Origin of the sequence: Mycobacterium gordonae, assembly GCF_017086405.1 — a bacterium.
GTDB lineage: Bacteria > Actinomycetota > Actinomycetes > Mycobacteriales > Mycobacteriaceae > Mycobacterium > Mycobacterium gordonae_D.
In genome coordinates this window covers 5,376,072-5,391,275 of the sequence record NZ_CP070973.1, presented here as the reverse complement: position 1 = coordinate 5,391,275, position 15,204 = coordinate 5,376,072, and the positions used below count along the sequence as shown (strand labels likewise).

Annotated in this window: 12 protein-coding genes; 6 read left to right on the top strand and 6 right to left on the bottom strand. The window is 67.7% G+C overall.

Annotated elements, in window-relative coordinates; genetic code table 11:
• Positions 1 to 3 precede the first annotated feature (3 nt).
• The 5 genes from JX552_RS22935 to JX552_RS22915 form a co-directional block, all read right to left on the bottom strand.
• Entirely contained in the window at positions 4 to 729 is a 726-nt protein-coding gene (locus tag JX552_RS22935) for a C39 family peptidase (protein ID WP_205874148.1), read from the bottom strand.
• A gap of 125 nt (positions 730 to 854) precedes the next feature.
• Positions 855 to 1,223, bottom strand: a complete 369-nt coding sequence (locus JX552_RS22930) for a DUF4189 domain-containing protein (RefSeq protein ID WP_205874147.1) — start codon at positions 1,221 to 1,223, stop codon at positions 855 to 857.
• 27 nt (positions 1,224 to 1,250) lie between these two features.
• On the bottom strand, positions 1,251 to 1,994 hold the full coding sequence (locus tag JX552_RS22925; protein WP_205874146.1) for an LppX_LprAFG lipoprotein: 744 nt from the start codon (positions 1,992 to 1,994) through the stop codon (positions 1,251 to 1,253).
• A 127-nt stretch (positions 1,995 to 2,121) separates the two neighbouring features.
• Positions 2,122 to 4,023 (bottom strand): ABC transporter ATP-binding protein, encoded by a 1,902-nt coding sequence (locus JX552_RS22920; protein ID WP_205874145.1) that lies wholly within the window; start codon positions 4,021 to 4,023, stop codon positions 2,122 to 2,124.
• Positions 4,020 to 5,768, bottom strand: a complete 1,749-nt coding sequence (locus JX552_RS22915) for an ABC transporter ATP-binding protein (RefSeq protein ID WP_205874144.1) — start codon at positions 5,766 to 5,768, stop codon at positions 4,020 to 4,022. Before JX552_RS22915 ends, JX552_RS22920 begins: the two co-directional genes overlap by 4 nt.
• Positions 5,769 to 5,952: 184 nt before the next feature.
• On the opposite strand from JX552_RS22915, the gene JX552_RS22910 reads away from it, so the two are divergent.
• The 3 genes from JX552_RS22910 to JX552_RS22900 all read left to right on the top strand — a co-directional run bounded on the left by JX552_RS22910 (position 5,953) and on the right by JX552_RS22900 (position 9,021).
• A complete protein-coding gene (locus JX552_RS22910) occupies positions 5,953 to 6,522 on the top strand; it encodes a DUF3558 domain-containing protein (protein WP_431195885.1) in 570 nt (189 codons plus the stop codon).
• A gap of 8 nt (positions 6,523 to 6,530) precedes the next feature.
• Positions 6,531 to 7,073, top strand: a complete 543-nt coding sequence (locus tag JX552_RS22905; protein ID WP_205874142.1) for a DUF3558 domain-containing protein — start codon at positions 6,531 to 6,533, stop codon at positions 7,071 to 7,073.
• 118 nt (positions 7,074 to 7,191) lie between these two features.
• Entirely contained in the window at positions 7,192 to 9,021 is a 1,830-nt protein-coding gene (locus JX552_RS22900; protein ID WP_205874141.1) for a PE family protein, read from the top strand.
• On the opposite strand, the gene JX552_RS22895 is transcribed toward JX552_RS22900, so the two are convergent.
• Positions 9,022 to 9,498, bottom strand: a complete 477-nt coding sequence (locus tag JX552_RS22895; RefSeq protein ID WP_205878628.1) for a SixA phosphatase family protein — start codon at positions 9,496 to 9,498, stop codon at positions 9,022 to 9,024.
• Between the two features lie 249 nt (positions 9,499 to 9,747).
• Between JX552_RS22895 and JX552_RS22890 the strand changes: the two genes are divergently transcribed.
• The 3 genes from JX552_RS22890 to JX552_RS22880 all read left to right on the top strand — a co-directional run bounded on the left by JX552_RS22890 (position 9,748) and on the right by JX552_RS22880 (position 15,200).
• Positions 9,748 to 10,896, top strand: a complete 1,149-nt coding sequence (locus JX552_RS22890; RefSeq protein WP_205878627.1) for a metallophosphoesterase family protein — start codon at positions 9,748 to 9,750, stop codon at positions 10,894 to 10,896.
• A complete protein-coding gene (locus tag JX552_RS22885) occupies positions 10,893 to 13,523 on the top strand; it encodes an AAA family ATPase (protein WP_205874140.1) in 2,631 nt (876 codons plus the stop codon). Before JX552_RS22890 ends, JX552_RS22885 begins: the two co-directional genes overlap by 4 nt.
• Before the next feature lie 96 nt (positions 13,524 to 13,619).
• A complete protein-coding gene (locus JX552_RS22880) occupies positions 13,620 to 15,200 on the top strand; it encodes a GMC family oxidoreductase (protein WP_205874139.1) in 1,581 nt (526 codons plus the stop codon).
• Positions 15,201 to 15,204: the final 4 nt, after the last annotated feature.

Genomic DNA, 15,204 nt, shown 5'->3' with positions numbered 1-15,204 from the left:
GCTTCAGCCCTTACGCGTCTCCTGGGTGACGCTCATGAAGTTGTGGCTGGTGGCCCAGGCCTTGATGAAGACGGCCATCGGGATCTGCTCGTCCTTGCCGTTCTTGCTGCCGCTGTCGTTGAGGTGCACGATGCCTTTGGCGGTGTCGACTCCGGTCACCACCACAGCGTGGTCGGCGCGTGGCTGGCCGTCCTTGCCGCTGTTCTCGATCGGCTGGTTCCAGATCATCTCGGCGTTGAGTCCGACGATGACGGCGTGACCGCTGCCGAGGTACTGCTCGAGGGCCTCCATCCCGGTGGCGACACCGGTCCGGCCGGCGCTGTCCTCATCGGTGTTGGTGGCGTGAATTCCGTAGTGCGCCAACAGCGTCGGCAGGTCGTCCGGGTCAGTTCCCATGCCCGAGTTGGGGTCGTTCTTGTCGGCGGGCTTGACGTAGATCGAACCCGGGTGCGAGGCGCTGGGGGTGGACTGGGCGACCTTGATGATGGCCCGCTCCGAGGGCAGCTTGCCGGTGATCTGTCCGACCACGTCGGCGCTGGACATGATGGCGCAGTCGTCGTAGTTCTGGTGACGCCAGTACTGGGCCGCGGTGGTCGGGTCGCCGTACATGGTGCCGGTCCCGGCCGCGGCGGGGCCGGCGAGCCCCAACGCGACGGCGCTGGCGACCCCGCTGGCTGCCAGGGCGTAAAGGGCGGTCTTTGCGATCGAGGAGACCTTCAGGGTCTTCATGGTCGTGTCCTTTGCTCATAGATGTCTGGCTCCGCTTCGGCGGTTGCCGTGATGAGCAAAGATTCGGCCGGTGGTCTTTCTGTTATCTCTACGAATTCTTGGAGTGACCTGACCAAGGGCGCCGGTCAGTTGCAGGCCCAGGTGTCGATGTATCCGCCGGGCAGCTTGCTCAGGGCGTCTTTCATCGCAGCGCTCAGGTCGGGTCCGATCCCGCCCTTGTATTCGCGGTCTTTTGCCGCGACCGCCCCGCACGCGGTGAAGGTGGTGAGGACTTTGCAGTCGGGGTAGGCGCAGGACTTCACGGCCGTGGCCTCGGCTGCCGCCTTTGTGGGGTAAGCGTGCGAGCGTCCCCACGAGCCGTTGGCGGAGTACGCGATCGCACCGTAGGAGTCGGTCGCCGCGGCGGTCGGGGCCAGGGCGACTGCCAGGGCGGCGGCGCTCGCCACGCGGGCGGCGGCGACCGCTAGCCGCCGTCGACGGGTGGTCGTCGTCATGGATGAATCCTTTCGGAGGGCTCGGCGCTAGAGGGGTTTGGTGGCGGTGACCTGTTTGCCCCAGTCGGACATGGTCAACGTCACCGAGGTGTTGGCAGTGGGGGAGATCTGGATCTGGACCAGGTGAGAGGACCCGTCCGAGGCGGTCCAGACGGTGGTGGGCACGGTCGAGACGTTCTCGTCGGTCACCCGGGTGCCGGCCAGGGTCGCGATATCACTGGCAGCGGAATTGCCGGTGATCTTGGTGGTGGCGACGCCGTTCACCTGCTGGCTTCCGGCCACCGCCGCATTCTTGAGATTGGCAAGCAGGTTTGCCAGACCCTTATCGGGATCCAACAGCACCGACACGTTGTAGATCGAGGCGCCGCTGCCGAAGTCGGTGTAGGTGCCGGGCTGTCCCAAGTCCGAGTAGAGATGTCCGTCGACGAAGACGAACCTGGCTTCTTCGGTGTTGCTGCCCACCAGCACCGTGGCGACGCCCGTGGCGACCGTCTGGGGTGTGTTGGAGACGTCGCCTTCGAGCTTGGTGACGCGGATGTTGGGCACCTCTCCGTCGACCGCGATCGTGACGTGCATGCCGGTGGTCTTTCGCATCACGTCGGCGGCCTGCTTGAGCAGGGTCGCCGCCTCGCCGCTGGTGGCATTGGTGGTGCTTCCGGGATTTTTTGCGCTGTTGGAGGCTTTGCTTCCGCATCCGCCGATGGCGAGGATGACGGCGAGCGCGGCGGCGACGGCGACCAGTTGCCGATAGGCACGAGCCGGTAGCTTCATCGACATCTCCTAATGTTGGCCCAACAGCGGACAGTCAAACAGCCGACACCCGAGCTTAGTGAGGCGCCGCTCACATCGAGCCGAATTCCCTTGTTTGGCGGTTCATTCGAGAACGGTGTGAGCGCGCTCAGGCCTGGGTCATCTGGTAGTAGGAGCCGCGCCGGGCCAGCAGCTCGGCGTGGCTGCCCTGTTCGACGATCCGCCCGGCTTGCACGACGAGGATGCGGTCGGCATCGCGAATTGTCGAAAGGCGGTGAGCGATAATGAAACTGGTTCGATCACGGCGCAGTTCCCGGGTGGCCCGCGCGATCAGCAATTCGGTGCGGGTGTCGACGGAGCTGGTGGCCTCGTCCAGGATCAGCAGCTCTGGGCGGGCGAGAAATGCCCGGGCGATGGTGATGAGTTGTTTCTCGCCGGCGCTGATGTTGCCACCGCCCCCGCTGATCGGGGTCTGGTAGCCGGCCGGCAGGGTGTGCACGAAGCGGTCGACGTAGGCCGCCCGCGCCGCCGCCGCGATCTCGGCGGGGCCGGCGTCGGGACGCCCGTAGGCGATGTTCTCCTCGATCGTCCCGTCGAACAGCCAGGTGTCCTGCAACACCATGCCGATTCGCGAACGCAGCGCGTGGCGGTTCATGGTGGCGATGTCGATGTCGTCAATCAGAATCCGGCCCGAGTCGACGTCGTAGAACCGCATCAGCAGGTTGACCATGGTCGTCTTGCCGGCACCCGTCGGCCCGACGATGGCGACCGTGCTGCCCGGCTCGGCCACCAGCGACAGGTCATGAATCACCGGGTGGCCCCGGTGGTAGGCGAAACTCACGTGTTGGAACTCGACCCGTCCGGGTCCCGGTGAACGCAGCCCCGGTTCGCGGTCCGGCGGTTCCTCCGGCTCGTCGAGCAGTTCGAATACCCGCTCGGCGCTGGCCACCCCGGACTGCAGGGTGTTGTACATCCCGGCCACCTGACCCACCGGCGTGTTGAACTGCCGCACGTACTGGATGAACGCCTGAATGCTGCCGAGCGTGATTTGCCCCGCGGCAATCTGCAGGCCACCGACTACGGCGACCGCGACGTAGCCCAGGTTGCCGATGAATCCCGTTGCCGGAGCGACCAATCCGGAGAAGAACTGGGCGCCCAGGCTGGCCCGATAGACGTCGTCGTTGAGCTGGTGGAACTGTGCGCGCGCGGCGGCCTGGTGGCCGAATGTCTTGACCACCGTGAAGCCGCTGTAGGTCTCCTCGATGTGGGCATTGAGGCGTCCGGTGCTGGTCCAGTGGGCCACGAACAACTGCTTGGAACGGCGGGTGATCGCGCGGGTGGCCAACAGGGACAGCGGCACGGTCAGCACCGTGATGAGCGCCAGCAGCGGCGAGATCCACATCATCATGACCAGCACACCGAGCACGGTGAGAATCGACGTCACCAATTGGCTGATCGTCATCGACAGGGACGTCTGCATGTTGTCGATGTCGTTGGTGACCCGGCTGAGCAACTCGCCGCGCTGTTGTCGATCGAAATAGGACAACGGCAGCCGGTGCAGCTTGTCTTCCACGTCAGCGCGCAACTTGGTGATGGTCCGCTGCACCGTGACGTTGAGAAGTCGGGCCTGGCCCCAAAGCATCGTCGCTGCAACGACGTACAGAACCAGTGCCAGCGTCAAGGTGCGTGCCACCGCGCCGAAGTCCACACCTTGGCCGGGGACCACGTTCATCCCGGACAACAGGTCCGCGAATGCCCTGTCGCCGCGGGCGCGCGCCGCCGCTACGGCCTCGGCCTTCGTGATGCCCGACGGCAGTCCGCGGCCGATCACGCCGTTGAACAGCAGATCGGTTGCGTGCCCGAGGATTCTGGGCACCGTCACCCCGATCGCGGTGCCGACGATCCCCAGCGAGATGACGGCGATGCTCAACCGCCGATGGGGGGTCAACCGTCCCAGTAGACGACGCGCCGATCCCCAGAAGTCGCGCGAGCGCATGTTGGGCGGCGCCGGGGCCGCGCCGCGGGGGCGGGCACTCATCGTTGCGCTCATGGTGTGCCCCCGACTCCGGCGCTCACCGTTTGCGAGGCGGCGAACTCGGCGTACGTGGGGCACTCGGTCAGCAACGCTTCGTGGCTGCCGGTGCCGACGACGCTGCCCTTGTCGACCACGATCACCTGGTCGGCCTGGGAAGCGGTCGAAACTCGCTGTGTGACAATGATAATGGTGGCCTCGCCGGCTTCCTCCCGTAACGTGGTGCGCACCCGCGCGTCGGTGTGGACATCGAGCGCCGAGAACGCGTCGTCGAACAGATAGATCGCCGGGCGGCGAATGACGGCGCGCGCGATCGCCAACCGCTGGCGCTGGCCGCCGGAGAAGTTGACGCCACCCTGGGCGACGCGCATCTGCAGCCCGTGCGGCCGGACGAATTCCGCTGCGGCAGCGATGCGTAACGCCTCCCACATGTGCTCGTCGGTGACCGGCTGCCCGGGCACCGCGCCGTACCGCAGGTTGTCGGCGACGGTGCCGGTGAACAGGTGGCCCCGCTGGGGCACCAGTCCGATCGCCGACCACAGCCGTTCGGTGTCGTAGTCGCGGACGTCGATGCCGTCGATCGTGACGTTGCCGGCGGTGGCGTCGTACAGGCGGCAGATCAACGACACCAGCGTCGACTTGCCAGATCCGGTGCTGCCGACGATCGCGGTGGTGGTGCCGGGCCGGGCAGTCAGCGAGACGTCTTGCAGCACCGGATAATCCGCGCCGGGATAGGTGAAGGTCAGGGCGTCCAGACGCACCAGGCCGCTGATCGGATGCGGGGGGAACTTCGGCTGTCGGGGGCTTTCGATGGCCGGTGACGTGGACAGGACCTCGGTGATGCGTTCGGCGCACACCGATGCCCGCGGTAGCACGGCCAGCGTCATGGTCGCCATCAGCACGGCCATCAGAATCTGGGCGAAGTAGGCCAGGAAGGCGATCAGCGAGCCCACCTGCATCTGGCCCGCGTCGATGCGTAGGCCGCCGAACCAGATCAGCGCCACGCTGGACAGGTTGATGGTCAGGGTGGTCACCGGCAGCATCAGCGCCTGCCAGTTGCCCGCGCCCAGTGCCGCGTTCGACAGCGCTGTGTTGGCGCGGGCGAACCTGTCGCGTTCGAATTCTTCGCGGGTGAAGGCCCGGACCACCCGCACGCCGGAGAGTTGGTCACGCAGCACCCTGTTGATGCCGTCGATCAGTCGTTGCATGCCGCGAAACAGCGGCAGCATGTGGGAGATGATCCAGTAGTTGGCCACCGCCATCACCGGGACGCTGACCAGCAGCAGCCAGGTCAGCGCCGCCTCCTGGTGGATGGCCATGATGACGCCGCCGACGCACATGATCGGTGCGGTGACCAGCACGGTGGCGCTGGTCTGAACCAGGAACACGATCTGCCGGACGTCGTTGGTGCTGCGGGTCAGCAGGGTGGACGCCCCGAAGCGAGCGGTCTCGTGTTCGGAGAAGCGCAGCACGTGGTCGAACATCGCCGCGCGCAGGTCTCTTCCAAAGCCGGTGCCGGTGCGCGAGCCGAAGTAGGTGGCTCCCACCGCGCACAGTGCCTGCACACCGGTGACCACCAGCATCACCACGCCCAGCCGCATGATGGCTTCGGTGTTGCCCGTGGCGACGCCGTCGTCGATGATCGCGGCGTTGACGGTGGGCAGGTACAGCGAAGCCAGCGTGCTGACCGACTGCAGGACCATCAACACCGCCACGAATGCGCGATACGGCAGAATGTACTGGCGCAGCAGTGCCAGGAGCATGGGGTAACTGTGTCATATCTCGCGAGCGGGGTGCTGCGCGCCAACGGACGCGGCCCGGGTCTGTGTGTTGCGCCGAAACGCCTGATCAGATGGCGTGTCGGTGGTTGACCCGCGGGGCTGCGGCTACAGTGCATCGTGTGGACCGGCAGCAGCCTTGGGAAATGGTAGGTAATGGTAGGTAGTGGTGCGGCGTAAGTGGGCTGGGCTCGTCTTGAAGCAGGTCGTGGCGTGTGGGGCGGTCGCGGCTCTGGTGTCCGGAGTGGCGGGATGCTCCGGTTCCGGTGACAACAAGCCGGGTGGACCGGTTCCGTTGAGTTCGGGGAACGCGGAGGGCAAGCACGGGCCCTTCTTCCCGCAATGCGGCGGCGTCACCGACGAAACGGTGACGCAGCTGACCAAGATCTCGGGGCTGGTCAACACCGCCAAGAACTCCGTGGGCTGCCAGTGGCTGGCCGGCGGCGGGATCTCGGGACCGCACTTCTCCTTCTCGTGGTACCGCGGCAGCCCGATCGGGCGTGAACGCAAGACCGAAGAGCTTTCCCGGGCCAGCGTCGAGGACATCAACATCAACGGTCACAGCGGCTTCATCGCCGTCGGCAACGAGCCGGCCCTGGGCGATTCGCTGTGTGAGGTCGGAATCCAGTTCTCCGACGACTTCATCGAATGGTCGGTGAGCTTCAGCCAGAAGCCCTTCCCGCCGGCCTGCGATATCGCCAAGGAATTGGCCCGCCAGTCGATTGCGAATTCGAAATGAGTCGGCGGATGCGTGCGTTCCAGACAGTGACGGCGGTGCTGATCGCCGTCCTGGTGGTGTTGACCGGGTGCTCCCGCTCCGTCGACGGCAAGGCGATGAAGGCAGGTGGCGCGGGTGTGCCGCGCAATGACAACTCCGAGCGGCAGTATCCCAACCTGCTCAAGGAGTGCGAGGTCCTTACCACGGACATTCTGGCCAAGACGGTGGGCGCCGACCCGCTCGACATCCAGAGCACGTTTGTCGGGGCCATCTGCCGGTGGCAGGCGGCCAATCCGGCCGGTCTGATCGATATCACCCGGTTCTGGTTCGAGCAGGGCAGCCTGAGCAACGAGCGCAAGGTTGCCGAGGGGCTGAAGTATCAGATCGAGACCCGCTCGATCCAGGGCATCGACTCGATTGTGATGCGCCCCAGCGATCCCAACGGCGCATGTGGTGTCGCCAGCGATGCGGCGGGTGTGGTCGGCTGGTGGATCAATCCGCAGGCGCCCGGAATCGACGCGTGCGGGCAGGCTCTCAAATTGATGGAGTTGACGCTCGCAACCAACGCCTGACGCGCAGCTGGAGCGGCACGTCGTGGCGGGTTGCGCCAAACCAGTCTGGTATCACTCCTGCCGGTTGTACCATCGACTCTTCTTCGATGGTCGTCGGGAACCTGAAGGAGTGGTTCTGTTGTCGTACCTCATTACAGCTCCAGCGGAATTATCCTCTGCCGCACAGGGGTTGGCTGGTTTGGCCACCACAATCGGGGCGGCTAACGGAACCGCCTCGGCAGCTACTACGACAGTGGTGTCCGCTGCCGCAGATGAAGTGTCGACTCAGATCGCGGCGCTGTTCGCCCGACACGGTCGGGCGTATCAGGCACTGGGAGCGCAGGCTGTGGCCTTCCAGGCCCAGTTCGTCGATGCGTTGACGGCGGCGGCAAGTGCGTACACCGGCGCCGAAGCGGCCGGCGCCTCACCCCTGCAGATGGTGGAAGACGGTGTCCTGGGTTTGCTCAATGCGCCCACTCAAGCGTTGCTCGGTCGTCCGTTGATCGGCAACGGCACCAACGGCGCCCCGGGTACCGGCCAGGCCGGCGGCCCCGGCGGCTTGTTGTGGGGCAACGGCGGTAATGGCGGTTCGGGCGGGGCGAACCAGGCCGGCGGCAACGGCGGGGCCGCCGGGCTATTCGGCAACGGTGGGGTCGGCGGGGTCGGCGGGCCTGGGCAGTCAGGCGGCAATGGTGGCGCCGGCGGGATGCTGTCGGGCAACGGCGGAGCCGGCGGCCAGGGTGGGGCCGCGCTCGCGGGTGTGAATGGCGGTCTGCCCGGTCGCGGCGGTGACGGCGGTGCCGCGCTTCTGTTCGGTGACGGGGGAGCCGGCGGGCAGGGTGGTACCGGTCTTGCCGGCGCAGCCGGCGTCAATCCGACGCCGACCGGCGCTGCCACCCCCGGCAGCAATGCCCCTGCGCAGAGTTCGAAAGCTGGCGATGTCACCGCGGGCAACGGCGGTACCGGCAGTCCCGGTGGCGGGGGTCTGACCGGTGGAAATGGTGGCGCAGGCGGCACCGTGTTTTCCACTGCCGGCGGGGCTATTGCGACTGGCGGTGCGGGCGGTGACGGTGGGACAGACGGCGGTGCGGGTGGAGTCGGCGGGGCAGCAACGATGCCCGTAGGCATCAGCGTTGGCGGTAACGGGGGCAACGGCGCCGCGGGCGTGTCCCCCGGCACCGCAGGTGGCGCAGGTGGCGCCGGCGGAGCCGCGAGCATCGGCGCGGTGAATTTCGCCGGCAGCGGGGGGGACGGCGGTGGTGGGGCCGATGGTGCGGTCGGGGGCAATGGGGGGACGGGCGGTGTTGGTGGACGCGGTGGTGCAGGCGGATTCCTCGTCGGTAATGGTGGTGCCGGGGGTGCCGGGGGCATTGGTGGGGCGGGCGGTACCGGCGCCCCGGGTGGGTCAGGTGGTGGCGGCGGTGCCGGCGGAGCAGGTTCCAGCAACGGCATATTTGATCGCAACTTCGGGGGCGACGGTGGTTCTGGCAACGTGGGTGGCAATGGCGGCATCGGGGGGCTCGGCGGTGCCGGCGGCCAAGGCGGTGACGGCGGCGCCGGTGGGCGACTGTTCGGCAGTGGCGGGTCCAGCGGAGACGGCGGGGCCGGGGGAGCCGGTGGTTTCGGTGGTTACGGCGGGGTCGGTGGAGCCGGTGGGGCCGGCGGAGGCGGCGTATCGATTTCTACCATTGCCCAGGGAGGTGTCGGCGGCAATGGCGGAAACGGCGGCACTGGCGGCGGCGGTGGTAACGGCGGGGCCGGTGGCGCACCCGGTGCCACCGGCGGTGCCGGTGGTTTGATTGGCGGTGCGGGTGGCCGCGGTGCCATCGGCTCCGGCGGCTTCGGCGGGCTCGGGGGAACCGGCGGGGCCGGCGGTGCGGGTGGGCAGGGCGGCATGGGCGTCGCACAAAACGTCGCCGGAACCAACGGAACGGCAGGCGGCGCAGGCGTATCCGGCCTGCCCGGTTGATCAGCGCGGCACGTGGAACTCGACCAGTGCGGCACCGCCCGGCTCCAGGCCGGCCCAGCTGCCGGGGACGTGTAGCACGGCGATCGCCGAAGTCGGGTATTTCTCTGAGATCTGCTCCGCCGCAGAGATGTTGCTGGTGTCGGCGTCCGCGAGGATGAGTGCTAGCGAGGATGTCGTCGGTTCGTGGCCGACGATGAGCAGGGTGGCAGCATCGTCCTCAACTCTGTTGATCTCGTCGATCACGGTGCCGGGAGTGGCGCCGTAGAGCCGCCCGAGGTAGCGGACCGGCGCGTCGATTCCGGTGCACGACAGGGTCTCTCGGGTTCGGGTGGCCGTCGAACACAACACCGCGTCGATGGCCGGGGCATTGGCGCGCAACCAATCGCCTGCCAATCCGGCTTCGCGCTGGCCGCGCGGGGCCAACGGCCGGTCATGATCGGGCACCCCGTCGGGGTATGCCGACTTGCCGTGTCGCATCAGGATCAGGGTGTGCGGTTCAGCCACGGGCTCACGTTATCCAGTGCGGCGGCCCATCGTGTGGCGAAGGTGTGCGAAATACCAGCCAGTGCGGCGTGTCGGGGTGCGGCGGTGCACGCTTGTGTGGCCACCCAGGCTCGGGATCGGAGTGAACGGCGGACCCTCCGGCCGACGTCCCCGGGCTTGTCGGCCCCCCGCCATACACTCCCGATGCAACACCGATCACGCTTCTGGAAGGGGGTCGAAGGCATGCGGTTCCTGCACACCGCTGATTGGCAACTGGGTATGACCCGGCACTTCCTGGCCGGGGATGCCCAGCCCCGTTATTCGGCTGCCCGCCGTGACGCGGTGGCCGGCCTCGGCGCGCTGGCAACCGAAGTCGGTGCGGAGTTCGTGGTGGTGTCCGGCGACGTCTTCGAGCACAACCAGCTCGCCCCGCAGGTGATCGGCCAGTCCCTGGAAGCCATGCGCGCCATCGGTATCCCTGTCTACCTGTTGCCGGGAAACCACGACCCGCTGGATGCGTCGTCGGTCTACACCGGTGCGCTGTTCACCTCCGAATGCCCGGACAACGTCGTCGTGCTGGATCGGGACGGCGTGCACCAGATACGCCCCGGCGTACAGATCGTCGCGGCGCCGTGGCGGTCGAAGGCCCCCACCACCGATTTGGTGGCCGACGTCCTCGACGGGTTGCCCGCCGATGGCACCACCCGGGTGCTGGTTGCCCACGGCGGCGTCGACGCGCTCGACCCCGACCGTGCCAAGCCCTCGTTGATCCGGCTCGCCAACGTCGAGCAGGCCCTGTCCGACAACGTGGTTCACTATGTAGCGCTGGGCGACAAGCATTCGCTCACCGAAGTCGGTGATTCGGGACGAGTCTGGTACTCCGGGTCGCCGGAGGTCACCAACTACGACGATGTCGAGGCCGACCCCGGCCACGTCCTGATCGTCGACATCGACGAGACCCATCCGCATCGGCCGGTCACCGTCGAGGCTCGCCACATCGGCCGATGGCGTTTCGTCACCCTGCACAACCAGCTCGACACCAGCCGGTGCATCGCCGATCTGGACCTGAACCTCGACCTGATGCCCGACAAGGACCGTACGGTGGTGCGCCTGGCGCTGACCGGATCGTTGACGGTCACCGACCGCGCGGCGCTGGACGCCTGCCTGGACAGGTACTCCCGGTTGTTCGCCTGGCTGGGCCTGTGGGAACGCCATACCGATCTGGCCGTCGTACCCGCGGACGGAGAATTCGACGACCTCGGCATCGGCGGTTTCGCGGCGTCGGCGGTCGAGGAGCTCATTGCGACGGCCCGCGCCGGGGCCGACGACTCGGGCGACGCCCAGGCGGCGTTGGCCCTACTGCTACGGCTGGCGGACCGGGGCGCGGCATGAAGCTGCACCGGCTGACCCTGACGAACTACCGGGGCATCGCGCACCGGGAGATCGAGTTCCCCGACCACGGTGTCGTGGTGGTCTACGGCGCCAACGAGATCGGCAAGTCGTCGATGATCGAGGCTTTGGACCTGCTGCTGGAATCCAAGGACCGCTCGACGAGAAAGGACGTAAAGCAGGTCAAGCCCGCCAATGCCGACGTCGGTTCCGAGGTCACCGCCGAAATCAGCAGTGGCCCTTACCGCTTCGTGTATCGCAAGCGCTTTCACAAGAAGTGTGAGACGGAGCTGACAGTCCTCGCGCCGCGCCGTGCCCAACTCACCGGCGACGAGGCCCATGAACGGGTGCGAACGATGTTGGCCGAGACGGTCGACACCGAGCTGTGGCGCGCCCAGCGTGTGTTGCAGGCTTCCTCGACCGCGGCGGTGGATCTGTCGGACTGCGATGCGTTGTCGCGCGCTCTCGACATCGCCGCATCCCAATCCGTCGGCGACGCCGCATCGTCGGGTACCGAGCCGCTGCTCATCGAGCGGATCGACGCAGAATATGCGCGCTATTTCACCGCGACCGGCCGCCCGACCGGGGAGTGGTCGGCGGCGCAGGCACGCCTGGACGCCGCCAAGGCTGCGGTAGCCGAATGTGCCAGCGCGATGGCCGAGGTCGACGATCGGGTGCACCGCCACACCGAGCTGACGCGCCAGTCGGCGGAACTGGCGCAACAATGTGTGGCCATCGGCCCGCGGCTGGCCGCGGCGGTGGCCGCGGCCGATCAAGTCAAGGTGCTCACCGATGAGGTGCGCGAAGCCAGATTGATCGCTGCCGCTGCTTCCGCGACCAGCACCGCCTCGACCGCCGCGCACGCCGGGCGTCTGGCGTTGATCAGCGAAATCGACTCCCGCGCAGCATTAATCGCCAAATCAGTCGCCCAAGCCGAGGACGCGGCCGGCCACCAGGCGGTGGCTGCCCGGGAAGCCACCGCCTGTGATGCGGCCGCCCAGGAGGCGGTTGCGCTGCTGGCGGCCGCGCATGATCGCACCGAAGCGGCGCGCCGGGCCCTCGACCGCATCGCCGAGCGTGAGGAAGCCGACCGGCTCAGTGCCCGGCTGGCCAGGATCGACGGAATCCGACGCGACCTCGATCCGATCAATCAGGAATTGTCGGCTCTGGTGCTCACCGATGAGATGCTGCGGCGCATCGAACAGGCTGCCGCGTCGGTCGATCGGGCCGGTGACCAGCTCGAGATGGTCTCCGCCGTGCTGGAATTCACTGCCACCGCCGACATCGAGCTGGTGGTCGGCGCCGAACGGGTCGCGCTACCGGCCGGACAGAGTTGGGCGGTCACGGCCACCGGCCCCACCGACGTGGAAGTCGCCGGTGTGCTGACGACCAGGGTTGTCCCGGGCGCCACCGCACTCGATGTTCGAGCCAGATACGTTGCCGCGCAACAGGAACTCAACGCGGCGCTGGAGGCGGCAGGGGTAGCCGACGTCGCGGCCGCGCGGTCGGCCGGCCGGCGGCGAGAGGAACTGCGCAGCAATCGTGACCGGCTAACCGCCACGTTAGCGGGATTGTGCGGAGAGGAAGACGCGGACCAGCTACGAGCCAGGGTGGCGCAGCTGCAAGCGAATCAGCCCGCCGAACCTGATCTGTTCGCCGGCGACACCGCCAGCGCTCGCGCCGAACGGGACGAGGCCGAATCGGCTCGCGTGGCGGCCCAGGCCGAATGTGAGAGCCGGCGCCAACTGGCCGCCGCCGCTTCCCGTCGCCTCGCCGACGCCGCAACGCGCACAGCGATATTGACCAACGACGCGGCCATTCAACGTGCCGAGCTCGACGCGGCGGTGACCCGGTTGGCCGGGGAGCGGGCCTCGCTCGGTGACGAGGCTCTCGCGGCCACGGCCGACACCGAGCGTCAGGCGGCCCACGCCGCCGAGCTCCGCGTGGCTGAACTCAACCGGGCTCTTGCCGCGGCGAAACCGGACACGATCGCCGCCGAACTCGCCGAGGCTCAGAAGATCGCCGAAACGGTGCGCGAGCGCCGCGACGCCGCGAACGCCGCGTTGAAGGAGATCAGCATCGAGCTCGCGGTGCTACGCAGCGAGGGGCGGAAAGGCAGACTTGACGCCGCCGAGACGGAACTCGAGCACGCCACCAGCCAGCACACCCGGGTGGGCGATCGCGCGCGGGCCGCGCAGCTGCTGCGGTCGGTGATGTGCCGTCACCGCGACGACACCCGCAAGCGATATGTGGAGCCCTACCGGGCCGAGCTGCAACGCCTCGGCCGCCCGGTGTTCGGGCCGACATTCGAAATCGACATCGACAGCGACCTGCGAATCCTCAACCGCACCCTGGCCGGCGTCACCGTGTCCTACGAGTCACTGTCGGGCGGGGCCAAGGAGCAGCTCGGCATCCTGGCGAGACTGGCCGGCGCGGGCCTGGTCGCCAAAGAGGACGCCGTCCCCGTCGTCGTTGACGACGCTCTGGGATTCACCGACCCGGACCGGCTGGCGAAGATGGGCGAGGTATTCGACAGCGTGGGCGCGCACGGGCAGGTGATCGTGCTGACGTGCAGTCCCAGCAGATACGACGGTGTCACGGGTGCGCATCGCATCGACCTGAACGCATAGTGCTGGCGACCAGGCGGGAATACACTCGGCAAATGGTGCTGATCCCCAACGCCCGGCCCACGACCCACCCGTCAGGCTCCAAAACAGGGATGCGCGATGGACATTCAGCGTGACTATGTGGTGATCGGCACCGGCTCCGCCGGTGCCGTCGTGATCAATCGGCTGACCGCGGATCCGGGCACCGAGGTGGCGGCGCTCGAGGCTGGACCTGGCGACACCAACAGGTTCATCGGAATCCCGGCCGCGTTCTCCAAACTGTTCCGCAGTGAGGTCGACTGGGACTACCTCACTGAACCCCAGCCCGAACTGAACGGACGCCAGATCTACTGGCCCCGAGGCAAAGTGCTCGGCGGCTGCTCCTCGATGAACGCGATGATGTGGGTGCGTGGTTTCGGCGCCGACTACGACGAGTGGGCCAGGCGAGCCGACGAGCACTGGTCGGGGGCCGCCGCGCTCGAGTACTACCGGCGCATCGAGGACGTCAGCGCCGCATGGCACTTCGTCAGCGGTGACGACAGCGGCGTCACGGGCCCGCTGCACATTTCCCGTCAGCGCAGCCCGCGTCCGTTGACCGCGGCCTGGCTGTCCGCCACCCGCGAGTATGGATACCCCGCCGCGCAGCCCAATTCTGCTGCGCCCGAGGGCTTTTGTGAAACCGTGGTCACGCAGCGCCGGGGCGCCCGGTACAGCGCTGCCGACGCCTACCTCAAGCCCGCGATGACCCGCAAGAACCTCACCCTGCTCACCGAGGCCACGGCCACCCGCATCATCTTCGAGGGCACCCGCGCGGTCGGTGTGGAGTATCAACACGCCGGCCGCACCTCCGTCGTGCACGCCCGTCGTGAAGTGGTGCTCTGCGGCGGCGCCGTCAACAGTCCTCAGCTGCTCATGCTTTCGGGCGTCGGCGATCGCGATCAGCTCGCCGGGCACGGCATCGAGATCGTCTGCCACGCACCCGAAGTCGGGCAGAACCTGATCGACCATCTGGTCACACCCGTGGGGTTCGACGTCGACGACGGCAGCCTGTTCTCCGCGGAAAAGCCGAAGCAGTTGATCAGCTATCTGCTGCGGCGGCGCGGCATGCTCACCTCCAACGTCGGGGAGGCGTACGGATTCATCCGCAGCCGGCCCGATCTCGAGCTGCCCGACCTGGAGCTGATTTTCGCTCCGGCGCCGTTCTACGACGAGGCACTTCAACCCGCGGCCGGGCACGGTGTCGTCTTCGGCCCGATCCTGGTCGCGCCGGAGAGTCGCGGACAGATCACGTTGCGCTCCGCCGATCCGCGCGACAAGCCGGTAATCGACCCGCGCTACCTCTCCGATCCCAGAGATCGCGAAGCCATGATGACGGGTCTGCGGATCTGCGCGGAACTCGCCCAGACTCCGTCGCTGCGCGACGTGCTGGGACCAGTGGTGCGCCCGCGCAACTGCACCGGACTCGATGACGCCACCCTGGAGCTGGCCCTGACCATGTGCTCGCACACCCTGTACCACCCGATGGGCACCTGCCGGATGGGCAGTGACGACACCAGCGTGGTGGACCCGCAGCTCAGGGTGCGAGGCGTCGACGGGCTGCGGGTGGCCGACGCGTCTGTGATACCCAGCACCATTCGCGGGCACACCCACGCCCCGTCGGTGCTGGTAGGGGAGCGGGCCGCCGATCTGATCCGCAGCTGACCCA

What these genes read in the sequence shown, in the direction of transcription:
- JX552_RS22935 (WP_205874148.1), bottom strand. Translation starts at nt 729, where the DNA reads ATGAAGACCCTGAAGGTCTCCTCGATCGCAAAGACCGCCCTTTACGCC.
- JX552_RS22930 (WP_205874147.1), bottom strand. Translation starts at nt 1,223, where the DNA reads ATGACGACGACCACCCGTCGACGGCGGCTAGCGGTCGCCGCCGCCCGC.
- JX552_RS22925 (WP_205874146.1), bottom strand. Translation starts at nt 1,994, where the DNA reads ATGAAGCTACCGGCTCGTGCCTATCGGCAACTGGTCGCCGTCGCCGCC.
- JX552_RS22920 (WP_205874145.1), bottom strand. Translation starts at nt 4,023, where the DNA reads ATGAGCGCAACGATGAGTGCCCGCCCCCGCGGCGCGGCCCCGGCGCCG.
- JX552_RS22915 (WP_205874144.1), bottom strand. Translation starts at nt 5,768, where the DNA reads ATGCTCCTGGCACTGCTGCGCCAGTACATTCTGCCGTATCGCGCATTC.
- JX552_RS22905 (WP_205874142.1), top strand. Translation starts at nt 6,531, where the DNA reads ATGCGTGCGTTCCAGACAGTGACGGCGGTGCTGATCGCCGTCCTGGTG.
- JX552_RS22895 (WP_205878628.1), bottom strand. Translation starts at nt 9,498, where the DNA reads ATGCGACACGGCAAGTCGGCATACCCCGACGGGGTGCCCGATCATGAC.
- JX552_RS22890 (WP_205878627.1), top strand. Translation starts at nt 9,748, where the DNA reads ATGCGGTTCCTGCACACCGCTGATTGGCAACTGGGTATGACCCGGCAC.
- JX552_RS22885 (WP_205874140.1), top strand. Translation starts at nt 10,893, where the DNA reads ATGAAGCTGCACCGGCTGACCCTGACGAACTACCGGGGCATCGCGCAC.
- JX552_RS22880 (WP_205874139.1), top strand. Translation starts at nt 13,620, where the DNA reads ATGGACATTCAGCGTGACTATGTGGTGATCGGCACCGGCTCCGCCGGT.